10 protein-coding genes, 3 tRNA genes and 2 rRNA genes are annotated in these 12,791 nt (G+C 61.1%); 5 read left to right on the top strand and 10 right to left on the bottom strand.

Annotation, left to right across the window (positions count from 1 at the left end):
* Positions 1 to 58: 58 nt before the first annotated feature.
* A complete protein-coding gene (locus HNO53_RS01995) occupies positions 59 to 616 on the top strand; it encodes an LOG family protein (RefSeq protein WP_209475809.1) in 558 nt (185 codons plus the stop codon).
* A 10-nt stretch (positions 617 to 626) separates the two neighbouring features.
* The gene (locus HNO53_RS01990; protein WP_209475807.1) at positions 627 to 1,598 is read left to right on the top strand and encodes an NAD(P)H-quinone oxidoreductase; all 972 of its coding nucleotides are present in this window, start codon (positions 627 to 629) and stop codon (positions 1,596 to 1,598) included.
* Here HNO53_RS01990 and HNO53_RS01985 read toward each other — a convergent pair.
* Positions 1,595 to 2,095 carry a 3'-5' exonuclease gene (locus HNO53_RS01985; protein WP_209475806.1) on the bottom strand — a complete coding sequence of 167 codons (501 nt, stop codon included), beginning with the start codon at positions 2,093 to 2,095 and terminating at the stop codon, positions 1,595 to 1,597. The genes HNO53_RS01990 and HNO53_RS01985 overlap by 4 nt on opposite strands.
* Positions 2,096 to 2,156: 61 nt before the next feature.
* Entirely contained in the window at positions 2,157 to 2,675 is a 519-nt protein-coding gene (locus HNO53_RS01980; protein WP_209475804.1) for a tetratricopeptide repeat protein, read from the bottom strand.
* 245 nt (positions 2,676 to 2,920) lie between these two features.
* Between HNO53_RS01980 and HNO53_RS01975 the strand changes: the two genes are divergently transcribed.
* On the top strand, positions 2,921 to 3,952 hold the full coding sequence (locus HNO53_RS01975; protein WP_209475802.1) for an NADP(H)-dependent aldo-keto reductase: 1,032 nt from the start codon (positions 2,921 to 2,923) through the stop codon (positions 3,950 to 3,952).
* Between the two features lie 124 nt (positions 3,953 to 4,076).
* Positions 4,077 to 4,856: a peroxide stress protein YaaA gene (gene yaaA / locus HNO53_RS01970; protein ID WP_209475801.1), complete on the top strand. Its 780-nt coding sequence runs from the start codon at positions 4,077 to 4,079 to the stop codon at positions 4,854 to 4,856.
* Positions 4,857 to 4,861: 5 nt separating this feature from the next.
* On the opposite strand, the gene HNO53_RS01965 is transcribed toward yaaA, so the two are convergent.
* The gene (locus tag HNO53_RS01965) at positions 4,862 to 5,437 is read right to left on the bottom strand and encodes an isochorismatase family protein (RefSeq protein WP_209475799.1); all 576 of its coding nucleotides are present in this window, start codon (positions 5,435 to 5,437) and stop codon (positions 4,862 to 4,864) included.
* Positions 5,438 to 5,533: 96 nt separating this feature from the next.
* Between HNO53_RS01965 and HNO53_RS01960 the strand changes: the two genes are divergently transcribed.
* Positions 5,534 to 6,355: a Tim44 domain-containing protein gene (locus HNO53_RS01960; protein WP_209475796.1), complete on the top strand. Its 822-nt coding sequence runs from the start codon at positions 5,534 to 5,536 to the stop codon at positions 6,353 to 6,355.
* A 107-nt stretch (positions 6,356 to 6,462) separates the two neighbouring features.
* Here the strand turns inward: HNO53_RS01960 and HNO53_RS01955 are convergent, their stop codons facing one another.
* From HNO53_RS01955 to HNO53_RS01925, 7 genes are all read right to left on the bottom strand, one after another.
* Entirely contained in the window at positions 6,463 to 8,346 is a 1,884-nt protein-coding gene (locus tag HNO53_RS01955; RefSeq protein WP_209475794.1) for a methyl-accepting chemotaxis protein, read from the bottom strand.
* A 120-nt stretch (positions 8,347 to 8,466) separates the two neighbouring features.
* Positions 8,467 to 8,667, bottom strand: a complete 201-nt coding sequence (locus HNO53_RS01950) for a hypothetical protein (protein ID WP_209475792.1) — start codon at positions 8,665 to 8,667, stop codon at positions 8,467 to 8,469.
* 287 nt (positions 8,668 to 8,954) lie between these two features.
* Positions 8,955 to 9,070 (bottom strand): 5S ribosomal RNA (rrf, locus tag HNO53_RS01945).
* Between the two features lie 102 nt (positions 9,071 to 9,172).
* A 23S ribosomal RNA gene (locus HNO53_RS01940) occupies positions 9,173 to 12,062 on the bottom strand.
* A 316-nt stretch (positions 12,063 to 12,378) separates the two neighbouring features.
* Positions 12,379 to 12,454 (bottom strand) — tRNA-Ala (locus HNO53_RS01935).
* A gap of 109 nt (positions 12,455 to 12,563) precedes the next feature.
* Positions 12,564 to 12,660 (bottom strand) — tRNA-OTHER (locus HNO53_RS01930).
* A gap of 16 nt (positions 12,661 to 12,676) precedes the next feature.
* Positions 12,677 to 12,753, bottom strand: a tRNA-Ile gene (locus tag HNO53_RS01925).
* Between the last annotated feature and the right edge of the window lie 38 nt (positions 12,754 to 12,791).

The following is a 12,791-nucleotide window of genomic DNA, read 5'->3' as shown; positions in this document are numbered from 1 at the left end:
CGACGCTTTCGAAGCCTCTTTCGGGCAGCTAGGATAAGGGCTTGCCAAGGAGAAGCGCATGTCGAGATTCTGTGTCTACTTGGGCTCCCGAGACGGTCGGGATCCTGCCTTTCTTGAAGCCACCCGAGCCCTCGGGCATGAGCTGGCCGCACGCGGTCACGGTCTGGTCTATGGCGGTGCCCGCATCGGCCTGATGGGAGAGCTGGCCAACGCCGTGCTGGCCGGTGGCGGTGAGGTGATCGGAGTGATGCCCGACCATCTGGTGGAGCGTGAGCAAGCCCACGAGGGACTGCCGACGCTGATTCGCGTGAACAACATGCATGAACGCAAGGCCAGCATGGCCGCCCATGCCGATGCGTTCATCGCCCTGCCCGGCGGCATCGGCACCCTGGAGGAGCTGTTCGAGGCCTGGACCTGGCAGTACCTGGGGCTGCATGACAAACCCATCGGGGTGCTCGATACCGCCGGCTTCTATTCCCCACTGCTGTCTTTCCTCGACAGTACCGTGGAGCACGGCTTCCTCAACGCCCGAACCCGCACCTGCCTGATCGATGCCGAGGAGCCCGTCGCCCTGCTGGACGCCCTGGAAGCCCGCCTCGCCGAGACCGCAACCTAGGAGGTCACCCATGCATGCCATCGCCGTCGAGCAGAACCACCTGCGCTGGCGTGCGCAGCCCGCCCCCGAGGGGCCCGCAGCGGGGGAAGTTCGCCTGCGTGTCGCCTGGGCCGGCGTCAATCGTGCCGACCTGATGCAGCGCGCCGGGCACTACCCTCCCCCGCCCGGCGTCAGCGACATCCTCGGCCTCGAGGTCAGTGGCACGGTGGTCGAGGCCGGCCCCGGTGTCGACAGCCTGCGCCCAGGGGAGCGGGTCTGCGCCCTGCTGGCCGGAGGCGGTTATGCCGAGGAGGTAGTCGTCGATGCGCGGCAGGTCCTGCCACTGCCGCAAGGCTTCGGCCTGCGTGACGCCGCGGCCCTGCCCGAGGTATTCGCCACCGCCTGGCTCAACCTGTTCATGGAGGGCCAACTGGCAGCCGGCGAGCGCGTCCTGCTGCACGCCGGCGCCAGCGGCGTCGGCACTGCGGCGATCCAGCTCTGCCGGGCCTTCGGCCACCCCTGCTTCGTCACGGCGGGCAGCGATGACAAGCTTGTCGCCTGCCGTGAGTTGGGGGCCGATGGCGTTTTCAATCGTCATCAGGGCAGCTTCGTGACAGCCGTAAAGCAATGGGGCGGTGCGGATGTGATTCTCGACCCGGTCGGCGCGGCCTATCTTGCCGACAATCAACAGGTACTCAACGCCGAGGGCCGCCTGGTGCTGATCGGCCTGATGGGTGGACGCTGCGCCGAACTCGATATGGGGCGAATGCTGATGAAGCGGCAGCGACTGATCGGCTCGACCCTGCGTGCCAGGCCGCCAGCGGCCAAGGGCGCCATTCTCGATGCGCTTCTGGCCCATGTCTGGCCTCGCCTGGCCAGTGGAGAGATCCGCCCGCTGATCGACCGCAGCTGGCCGATCGATGAAGCCGAAGCCGCCCATGCCCATATCGAGCGGGATGCCAATATCGGCAAGGTACTGCTGGCAGTGAGCGGTGAGGGCTAGCCGCAGCTGGCCTGTTGACGGGTGCGCTGGTAGGTGAGCTGGAGCAGGCGGGCATCCTCGCCGGCGCGATGGCGATGAATACCTAACTCCCTGACCAGCGCCTCGCGGGTTCTATGCCAGACGGCAAGCTGCGGCTCGCTGAGCAAAATGCGCAGCGCCTCGAGGCGGAAGGCAGGGAGCATGCCGGCATGGTGGAACAGCAACGACAGCCAGGTGTTGTCGTAACCCCAGCTATCGCTGTAGGCCACGCCGATCTCGCTCAGCTCATCGTTGAGCCAGCGAGCGACCTGCGCTACGGGCAGCCCTTCGCGCTGCAAGCGTGCGCGGGAGATTCCATGCAGCAGCTCGGCCTTGGGGTCCCAGTGCGTCCACTCTGCCATGGGTTGGACGAGAAAAGCGCAGCAGCTGCCGTCGGCCCGTGCCAGGCCGATCTCGATGGGGTAGCTACCGCGCCCGAACCCGGACGCCTCGATATCCAGCAGTGTCGGCAGCGTCACGAATGGGCGTGTCCTCGAAAGCAGGGCGGCATGGCATCAGCCGTGGCGGGAAAGGTTACGGTTAGTGTCGGGCCTGGGCAGTACCGCTGTCCAGTTCGTCACCTTCCCATCCGGCGTGGCGGTCGGCAAGGGATTGCCAGCGCTCGGCCTGGGCGCCATCCACGGGCAGCCCCAGCTCGCCGAGGCGATAGGCCTTGGCCAGCCGCATGGCCGCGAGCGGATGTCCCGATTCGCCGGCACGGGCATACCAGGTGACGGCACGCTCCTCGCGCCGCGGATACTGGGCACAACCATGCTCGAGGATGCGCCCGGCCTGGTACTGAGCCTTGAGGTTGCCGGCCTGCGCCGCCTCGATGACGTAGCGCGCCCCGCGCGCCTTGTCCTGCGGACTCACGCCACGCTGGAATAGCATATGCCCGTAAAGCGAGAGTGCCGCAGGATGACCGGCATCGGCGCAGCGCTCGAACAGATGCATGGTCAGACGCTGGGTACGCGGCGAACGAGGCAGCCAGCGCGTGTGGAAGAGCTGTTCCGCAAGACGGTACTCGAGTCGGGTGAACAATGATGATGCCTGCGTCATAGTGCAAACAACCTTGCCTACGTCGTGAAGCTGGCCATATGACGCTGCGCTCACACCCTGTGATCCTCGTCATGGCCTGTCTTGAGCTCGCCGCGGGACTCCGCCGGGGCCGCTGAGGGTCGCCAGCATACGCTCGCCCCGGCGGGGACTCAACCCCTATGATTTGCTGCCGTGGTAGGCCTCGGCTAGCATGGCTTTGGATATGCCTCGAGAACGCTTACGACCCCTCTCAGACAGGAGCGAAGATGCAGACGCGACCGCTTGGCGACACGGGCATCGAAGTCAGCCGCCTGTGCCTGGGCACCATGACATTCGGCGAGCAGAACAGTGAAGCCGAAGCCCATGAACAGCTCGACCGCGCCGTAGCCTTCGGCATCAACTTCATCGACGCCGCCGAGATGTATCCCGTCCCGCCCCGCGCCGAAACCCAAGGCCGCACCGAAGCCTACATCGGCAGCTGGCTCCGGCGTCGCGAAAGCCGCGATGACGTCATCGTCGCCACCAAGGTCACCGGACCGGGCCTCGAGCACATTCGGGGCGGCCCGCGCCTGAGCCGTGCACACATTCACCAGGCCATCGATGCCAGCCTTGCTCGACTGCAGACGGATTACGTCGATCTCTACCAGCTGCACTGGCCTGAACGCTCGACCAACTATTTCGGACGCCTGGGCTACGAGCACGATGAAGAGGACGAAGCCATCCCGCTGGAAGAGACCCTGGCTGCCCTCAAGGAACTGGTCGAAGCCGGCAAGGTTCGCGCCATCGGCCTTTCCAACGAGACGCCATGGGGCGTGATGAAGTCGCTGCAGCTGGCCGAGCGGCTCGACCTGCCGCGCGTGGCCTCGATCCAGAACCCCTACAATCTGCTCAACAGAACCTTCGAAATCGGCCTGGCCGAAGTCGCCCAACGCGAGAACGTTGGCCTGCTGGCTTACTCGCCGCTCGGTTTCGGTGTGCTATCGGGCAAGTACCTTGATGGTGCGCGTCCTGAGAACGCTCGCCTCACGCTCTTCGAGCGCTTCAAACGCTACACCTCCCCACTTGCCGAGCAGGCCACCCGCGCCTATGTCGATATCGCTCGGGAGAACGATCTGGACCCGGCTCAGATGGCCTTGGCCTTCGTCAATTCGCGTAGCTTTCTCACCAGCAATATCATCGGCGCTACCACGATGGAGCAGCTCGAGAGCAACCTGGCGAGCGAATCGCTCAAGCTCGACCAGAGCGTGCTCGACGCCATCGACGAGGTGCATCAGCGAATTCCCAACCCCTGTCCCTGAGGGTGCCGCCTGCGTCATCGCTTCATTCGCCAGGGCTATCGCCACGATAGCCCTGCGAACACCGCGCTGCTGATATAATCGGTCCATTCCCGATTCGCCTCATATCAGCTACAGGAGTATCCCCATGCTGAGCGTGATCTCGCCGGCGAAGACGCTGGACTTCGAGACCCCTGCCACGACGACCATCCATTCGCAGCCGGACTTTCTCGACCATAGCCAGCGACTCGTCGCCATTCTCCGCGACTACTCGCCGCAGCAGCTCAGCGAGCTGATGGGCATCAGCGACAAGCTGGCCGGCCTCAACGCCGCCCGCTTCGCCGAATGGCAGCCCCGCTTCACGCCCGAGAACGCCAAGCCGGCCGCCCAAGCCTTCCAGGGCGACGTCTACCTAGGCCTCGAGGCGAGTGCATTCCGCGACGACGACAACGAATTTGCCCAGCGACACCTGCGCATCCTCTCAGGCTTGTACGGTCTGCTGCGCCCGCTCGACCTGATCCAGCCCTACCGCCTGGAGATGGGAACTCGACTGCCCAACCCAGCCGGCAAGGATCTGTATGCGTACTGGCAAGGCACTCTGACCGGGGCACTCAACGAAGCCATTGCCGAGAGCGGCTCGAAGGTGCTGGTCAACCTGGCCTCCAACGAGTACTTCAAGGCCATCGACACCCAGCGGCTGGATGCTCGCGTGATCACACCGGTGTTCAAGGACGAAAAGAACGGCAAGTTCAAGATCATCAGCTTCTATGCCAAGAAGGCACGTGGCCTGATGGCCGCCTGGATGATCCGGCAGCGTCTGGATGACCCTGAGGATCTCAAGGCGTTCGACATGGCGGGTTATGCCTTCAACCCTGCCATGTCGGAAGGTGACACGCTGGTCTTTACTCGCCACGAGGACCAGAGCTGAGCGGCTCAGAAGAAACGTAGCGGGCGCGACGAGCGTGGCTTGAGAAAGCGCTTGTGGGCCTGGCGGAAACGCTCGTCGTCACAGCGCTCGAGCCACTCGTAGGCCACCATGTCGGCACTCACCGGGATCGCCCCCGCCGCGGTCATGCGCTCGCGGGCGAGCCTTGCCTCCTCCGCACGCCGGCTGACCGTTGCCTCGCAAAGCCAGTACACCTCATAGCCCGCTTGCAGTAGTCCCAGGCCGGTCTGCAGCACGCAGATGTGCGCTTCGCTGCCGCACAGCACGACCTGTCGCTTGCCGCTCGCTTCCAGCGCAGCGGCAAAATCCGCCTCGGCATGGGCGTTGAAATGCACCTTACGCCACAGCCGATGATCGGGTAGTGCTTCCACCAACCGCGGCTCGGTCCCGCCCAGCCCCTCCGGATACTGCTCGGTGAGCCACACCGGAATGGCCAGAACGCCGGCGACGCCTCCCAGCCACGCGGCCTCCGCCACGGCCTGCTCGCCACCCTCGATCACCGGCAGCAGCCCGGCCTGGAGATCGACAATCAACAATAGGCTCTCTTCGCTGCTCAAGCGCATCGACTCCCTCACATATTAAGCATCACTTTCGGCAAAATAGCCGCTAGAATGAACGCCCCAAACTCGACTTTACCCTCATCCTAAAGAGACCACGAGATGCGTCACATACTCATCATGTTGATGGTCGCCGTGTTGGGCGCTGGCCTGGCCGTCGAGCATGCCGAAGCCCGCCGCCTGGGCGGTGGAAGCAGTGTCGGTAGCTTCTCGCGCTCGGCCGACCGTCCAACAGCCGCCTCCAGCCAGGCCGCTCCGGCACGTCAGGCACAGTCGAACCGGGCTACCGGCTCACGCATGCCCGGCATGCTGGGGGGCATGCTCGCCGGTGGGCTGCTGGCGGCAATGTTCTTTGGCGGCGCCTTCGACGAACTGCGGCTGATGGACATTCTGCTGATCGCCGGCCTAGGCTTCCTGCTGCTCCGCCTGTTGGCGCGCCGCCGCCCCGCCGTGGCCGGAGGCCCCCAGCCAGCGGCCGAACGTCAGTCACCGCTTGAGCCCCAGGCCTTCCAGCCCACACAGGGTGTCGCCATGGGTGGAGGCAGCTTTGGCAATCTACCGGTCTGGTTCGACCGCGAGCGTTTCCTCTCCGGGGCCAAGGAGCACTTCATGACCCTGCAGCGCGCCTGGGACAATAACGATTTTGCAGGTATCCAGGAGTATGTAACGCCCGAGCTATACAATCTGTTGCGTGAAGAGCGCGACAGGCAGCCGGCCAACAACCGCACGGAGATCATGCGCCTGTTCGCCGAACTCGGTGATGTGCGTGAGACGGGTGGCCAAGCGGAAGCCACGGTGATCTTCCATGGCATTCTCGAAGAAAACGGTGAACAAACCGAATTCAACGAGACTTGGCATCTGGTTCGCGATGTGTGCGATGGCGCTCCCTGGTACCTCCAAGGTATTGAGCAGAACGCCAGCTGACCTGTACTTATAAGGCTAAGAGCCGGTCCTTGACCGGCTCCTCCTATTCCGTCACGGACAGCTAGCAGTCCCGTGATGCCCCATCGCAGCACTAGCCACGTGACATTTCAGGCCGGCTCCGCGTCGGGTGCCGGCAACAGGTCGCTGCGCAGCTTGAAGCGGCCCACCATCGACGCTAGCTGATCGGCCTGTTCGCTGAGCTGATCGGCCGCCGTGGTCGACTGCTCCGCCAACGCAGCGTTCTGCTGCGTCATGCGGTCCAGTTCCGCCACGGCAATATTCACTTGGCCGATACCATCGCTCTGTTCACCGGCGGCATGACTGATCTCGCTCAGCATGCCCGCCACGCGTTGCACTCCTTCCATCAGCTCATGCATTGCCTTGCCGGCTTCACTCACCAAACGGGTACCACTCTGCACCTTTTCGCCCGAAGCTTCTATCAGCTGACGAATATCACGCGAGGCCGCCGCACTGCGCGTGGCCAATTGGCGTACCTCGCCAGCCACTACGGCAAACCCGCGACCGCTCTCACCTGCCCTCGCCGCCTCGACCGAAGCATTGAGAGCCAGCAGGTTGGTCTGAAAGGCGATATCGTCCATGACCCGTACGATGTCGCCGACTTTCACCGAGGCTTGCTGAATCTCCCCCATAGTGGTCACGACTTGTTCTACCTGCCCGCTGGTACGCTGGGCAAGCTCTGCCGAAGCCTGCGACAAGGCATTGGCCTCTCGGGATGACGCGGAGGTATTTTCCACGGTGCCGGTAATCTCCTCCATGGAGGCCGAAGTCTCCTGCAGGCTGGAAGCCGCCTGGTCCGTGCGCCATGACATGTCCTTGCCGCCGGTAGCGATTTCCTGGGCGGCGAGGCGCACAGTATCGCTGCTGGCCCGCACAAGACTCAGTACGTCATGCATCTTGTCGGCGAAGGCGTTGAACTGCACGGCAAGCTCAGCGCTTTCATCCTTGCCGTTGACCGGCAAGCGCAGGGTCAGGTCCCCGTCTCCCTGAGCGATATCCCGCATCGCTTCGGCAGTACGCCGTATCGGCCGCATTTGCGAACGCAGCAATAGCGCGATCACTCCCAGGCTCGCCAGCAGGATAAGGCCCACAGCAAACAGGATCAGCACGACCGCTCGGTTGAGATCGGCAAACAGCTCATCACGCGGAACCTGGGCGAAGGCGACCCACTCGGTGCCGGGTACGTCGATGGCTGCTACCAAATGCTCGGCGCCTTCCAGGTCACGCAGCGTAGAGTATCGATAACCCTCCTCCGCCAGCAGTGCAGGGGCGACACTTTCCCAGCCTGGCAGCTCCGTCAATGGTTCGCCTACCCGCTCGGCGCCGTCGGGATGAATACTGATGGCACCATCCCGGTTGGCCAGGAATACCGTACCACTCTCACCCAGGCGATAATCGCGAATAGCGGACGCCATTGTCTCCAAGGTATACCCCACCCCCGCAATGCCGACACGCTCACCGTTCGCTTCGATCACATGATTGATGAATACCTTCAGCTCACCGCCTTCGTTATCGATATCGAGCTGGTAAGCGTCGCCGCCAGAGGCCTCAATGAGGTCGTAGAACCAGCGATCGTCCTCGCGACTCAGGGTGCGCTGGATTCCATTGGCGGTGTAGTAGTTGCCGCTCTGCGCCGATACGTAGAACACCACATCGGCCTGAGTGCGCTGCTGAATGTCCCTGAAATGGGCAGTGGCCCGGTCGGCGTCCACGGCTGGCTCGCCTGCGGCCAGCCAATCCTTGAGATAGCGATTGTGAGCCAACTCCTCGGCCACGGCGATGGGAGGCGCCAGCGTCGCTTCGATATCGTTGCGAATGCTCGACAGCGTGGCCGGCAACTCGGCCGTCGTGACCCGGTCGGTCACCAAATCGCCGAACAGACGGTACTGAATGGCGGTGGCACCGCCGACGATCAGGAGCATGCATAGGCTGATGATTAGCATCAACCGTTGGGCGATGGTGAGGTTTTTCATTTTACTTCCCCTTGGCTGCGGCGTATCGCCAGGGTGGTCACGCCGCTTTGACCGTTTAGTCAAATTTATCGGCACCCGGGGAAGAAACTTGAATCAAGCGGCCAAGGTGGCTCGCCTCCTCTATCCGTTGCTCTTTCTCTCTTCCTCCATATCCTTCTCGATTTCTTCGCCTACCTCTCCCAGGCGCTCTTGAGTCTCGTCCATAGCCTTGTCGATATTACGTTCCGTCGTGTCCTCACGATCCGGCTCACTGCAGCCCAGCAGGCCCATCAGGATTGCCACCAGCAACCAGGCGACTTTTCCGTGTCTTATTGACTTCACTCAGTTTGCTCCATGTCGGTGATGGCGTTCAGCGATACGCTAACCCTGTACTACCCTCTGTTCCACTCTATCCTGTGTGGTCCTGTTTACCAGTGTAACGGGCTCTTCTTCGCTCTACCGACCACAGACAGGCGCCCATGAAAAAACCCCAGCCTCTTTCGAAGCTGGGGTTTGGGAAGAGATGCCTGACGATGTTCGGGTCGTTCGGAGGGCGGCGCTCCGCCACTCTCCAGGGGAGGCCCCAAACAGCGAAACCCCGACCAGTTGGCCGGGGTTTCTGAAGAGATGCCTGACGATGACCTACTCTCGCATGGGGAGACCCCACACTACCATCGGCGCTGAGCGGTTTCACTGCTGAGTTCGGCATGGGATCAGGTGGTTCCCACTCGCTATGGTCGTCAGGCGAAAACGGTTGGAATCATGCTGACGCGATCGTCTCTGCCCGGCTCTCGCTCAGGCGGCGTATCCGTCAATCGTGCGCGATGCGCAGACCCCTTGGGGTTATATGGTCAAGCCTCACGGGCCATTAGTATCGGTTAGCTCAACGCCTTGCAGCGCTTCCACACCCGACCTATCAACCAGCTGGTCTCGCTGGGCCCTTCAGGAGGCTCGAGGCCTCGGGGATGTCTCATCTTGAAGGGGGCTTCCCGCTTAGATGCCTTCAGCGGTTATCCCGTCCGCACGTAGCTACCCGGCAATGCCACTGGCGTGACAACCGGAACACCAGAGGTGCGTCCACTCCGGTCCTCTCGTACTAGGAGCAGCTCTTCTCAAACATCCAACGCCCACGGCAGATAGGGACCGAACTGTCTCACGACGTTCTAAACCCAGCTCGCGTACCACTTTAAATGGCGAACAGCCATACCCTTGGGACCGACTTCAGCCCCAGGATGTGATGAGCCGACATCGAGGTGCCAAACACCGCCGTCGATGTGAACTCTTGGGCGGTATCAGCCTGTTATCCCCGGAGTACCTTTTATCCGTTGAGCGATGGCCCTTCCATACAGAACCACCGGATCACTAGAACCTACTTTCGTACCTGCTCGACGTGTCTGTCTCGCAGTTAAGCACCCTTATGCTCTTGCACTCAATGCACGATTTCCGACCGTGCTGAGGGTACCTTCGTGCTCCTCCGTTACTCTTTGGGAGGAGACCGCCCCAGTCAAACTACCCACCACACACTGTCCTCGATCCGGATCACGGACCTGAGTTAGAACGCCAATGATGCCAGGCTGGTATTTCAAGGTTGGCTCCGCCCGAACTGGCGTCCGGGGTTCCTAGCCTCCCAGCTATCCTACACAAGCAACATCAGCGTCCAGTGTGAAGCTATAGTAAAGGTTCACGGGGTCTTTCCGTCTAGCCGCGGGTACACAGCATCTTCACTGCGATTTCAATTTCACTGAGTCTCGGGTGGAGACAGCGTGGCCATCATTACGCCATTCGTGCAGGTCGGAACTTACCCGACAAGGAATTTCGCTACCTTAGGACCGTTATAGTTACGGCCGCCGTTTACCGGGGCTTCGATCAAGAGCTTCGCCCGAGGGCTAACACCATCACTTAACCTTCCGGCACCGGGCAGGCGTCACACCCTATACGTCCGCTTACGCGTTGGCAGAGTGCTGTGTTTTTAATAAACAGTTGCAGCCACCTGGTATCTTCGACCGCCTCGTGCTCCGGCCGCGAGGGCCTTCACACTAACGCGGCGTGCCTTCTCCCGAAGTTACGGCACCATTTTGCCTAGTTCCTTCACCCGAGTTCTCTCAAGCGCCTGGGTATTCTCTACCTGACCACCTGTGTCGGTTTGGGGTACGGTCCCACTGTATCTGAAGCTTAGAGGCTTTTCCTGGAAGCGTGGCATCGATGACTTCCACCCCGTGGGGTGTTCGTCTCGCCTCTCGGCCTTGGGGATCCGGATTTGCCTGAATCCCCAGCCTACGGGCTTTCACCAGGACAACCAACGCCTGGCCCACCTAGCCTTCTTCGTCCCCCCATCGCAATACAGTGAGGTACGGGAATATTGACCCGTTTCCCATCGACTACGCCTTTCGGCCTCGCCTTAGGGGCCGACTCACTCTGCTCCGATTAGCGTCGAACAGAAACCCTTGGTCTTCCGGCGGGGGAGTTTTTCACTCCCCTTGTCGTTACTCATGTCAGCATTCGCACTCGTGATACCTCCAGCAGACTTCTCAATCCACCTTCATCGGCTTACACGACGCTCCTCTACCGCTTGCCATTCGGCAAGCCCGTAGCTTCGGTACCTGGTTTAGCCCCGTTACATCTTCCGCGCAGGCCGACTCGACTAGTGAGCTATTACGCTTTCTTTAAAGGATGGCTGCTTCTAAGCCAACCTCCTAGCTGTCTGAGCCTTCCCACATCGTTTCCCACTTAACCAGGATTTCGGGACCTTAGCTGACGGTCTGGGTTGTTTCCCTTTTCACGACGGACGTTAGCACCCGCCGTGTGTCTCCCACGCTTGCACTCACCGGTATTCGGAGTTTGCCTCGGGTTGGTAAGCCGGGATGGCCCCCTAGCCGAAACAGTGCTCTACCCCCGGTGGTGATACGTGAGGCGCTACCTAAATAGCTTTCGAGGAGAACCAGCTATCTCCGGGCTTGATTAGCCTTTCACTCCGATCCACAAGTCATCCAAATCTTTTTCAACAGATCCTGGTTCGGTCCTCCAGTTGATGTTACTCAACCTTCAACCTGCTCATGGATAGATCGCCCGGTTTCGGGTCTATTTCCAGCGACTGGTCGCCCAGTTAAGACTCGGTTTCCCTACGCCTCCCCTATTCGGTTAAGCTCGCCACTGAAAATAAGTCGCTGACCCATTATACAAAAGGTACGCGGTCACAGAACGAGTCTGCTCCCACTGCTTGTACGCATACGGTTTCAGGATCTATTTCACTCCCCTCTCCGGGGTTCTTTTCGCCTTTCCCTCACGGTACTGGTTCACTATCGGTCAGCCAGGAGTATTTAGCCTTGGAGGATGGTCCCCCCATGTTCAGTCAAGGTTTCACGTGCCCCGACCTACTCGATTTCACATGTTCAGGCTTTCGGCTACGGGACTATCACCCCCTATGGTCGAGCTTCCCAGCTCGTTCGCCTAACCAGTCACATGCTTAAGGGCTACTCCCCGTTCGCTCGCCGCTACTGGGGGAATCTCGGTTGATTTCTTTTCCTCGGGGTACTTAGATGTTTCAGTTCCCCCGGTTCGCCTCCCAACACCTATGGATTCAGTGTGGGATACCCAGCTTGTGCTGGGTGGGTTTCCCCATTCGGAAATGCCCGGGTCACAGGTTGTTTGCCACCTCACCGAGCCTTATCGCAGGCTACAACGTCCTTCATCGCCTCTGGCTGCCAAGGCATCCACCGTATGCGCTTAATCGCTTGACCATATAACCCGAAGGGGTCTGGTCTGCGATCACGTACGACAATTGCCGGATACGCTTGAGACGTATCACTTTCGCTTTCTCCTTGCGGAGAAAACTTGTCAGCATGATTCACATTGTTAAAGAGCAGACTGTCAATCGACAGTCATAAACCCGACATCGCGATACGCGACGATGGCTTATGACTGCAGATCCGATCAGGTAAGACTGTGGGAAGCGGGTGGCGAGAAGTGGCGAAGCCAAACGATCCGAGGCTAGGCGAAAGGTGACGACGCATAGTTCGCTATGCGAGGAGCCTTTCAACGACGCATCGGGAAGTTTGGTGGAGCCAAGCGGGATCGAACCGCTGACCTCCTGCGTGCAAGGCAGGCGCTCTCCCAGCTGAGCTATGGCCCCACTGATCACCGCGTTGCGACTTGCGATGAATTTCGTCGGAGACAAGGCGCTTTGGGCCGACGCATAGCCTGCTATGCGAGGTTCAAAGCAACGCCGTATCCGCCGAAATTGGTGGGTCTGGGCAGATTTGAAATAAACCCGGCGACCTCACCCTTCTCTTTACAGAACTTCCGGGGGTGCGCTCTCACCAACTGAGCGACAGACCCGGCCGAAGCTCGAGAATGGTGGGTCTGGGCAGATTTGAACTGCCGACCTCACCCTTATCAGGGGTGCGCTCTAACCAACTGAGCTACAGACCCATTGGTCGCGCTGGGTCCATACCCAAACAGTCTTTGCT

The sequence above is a fragment of the Billgrantia antri genome (assembly GCF_017868935.1).
Taxonomy (GTDB): domain Bacteria; phylum Pseudomonadota; class Gammaproteobacteria; order Pseudomonadales; family Halomonadaceae; genus Halomonas; species Halomonas antri.
Note: the sequence above shows the minus strand (reverse complement) of the source record. Positions and strands in the feature narration are given on the sequence as shown.

Coding starts and splice junctions, on each gene's coding strand:
- HNO53_RS01995 (WP_209475809.1), top strand. CDS start 59: ATGTCGAGATTCTGTGTCTACTTGGGCTCCCGAGACGGTCGGGATCCT.
- HNO53_RS01990 (WP_209475807.1), top strand. CDS start 627: ATGCATGCCATCGCCGTCGAGCAGAACCACCTGCGCTGGCGTGCGCAG.
- HNO53_RS01980 (WP_209475804.1), bottom strand. CDS start 2,675: ATGACGCAGGCATCATCATTGTTCACCCGACTCGAGTACCGTCTTGCG.
- HNO53_RS01975 (WP_209475802.1), top strand. CDS start 2,921: ATGCAGACGCGACCGCTTGGCGACACGGGCATCGAAGTCAGCCGCCTG.
- yaaA (WP_209475801.1), top strand. CDS start 4,077: ATGCTGAGCGTGATCTCGCCGGCGAAGACGCTGGACTTCGAGACCCCT.
- HNO53_RS01965 (WP_209475799.1), bottom strand. CDS start 5,437: ATGCGCTTGAGCAGCGAAGAGAGCCTATTGTTGATTGTCGATCTCCAG.
- HNO53_RS01960 (WP_209475796.1), top strand. CDS start 5,534: ATGCGTCACATACTCATCATGTTGATGGTCGCCGTGTTGGGCGCTGGC.
- HNO53_RS01955 (WP_209475794.1), bottom strand. CDS start 8,346: ATGAAAAACCTCACCATCGCCCAACGGTTGATGCTAATCATCAGCCTA.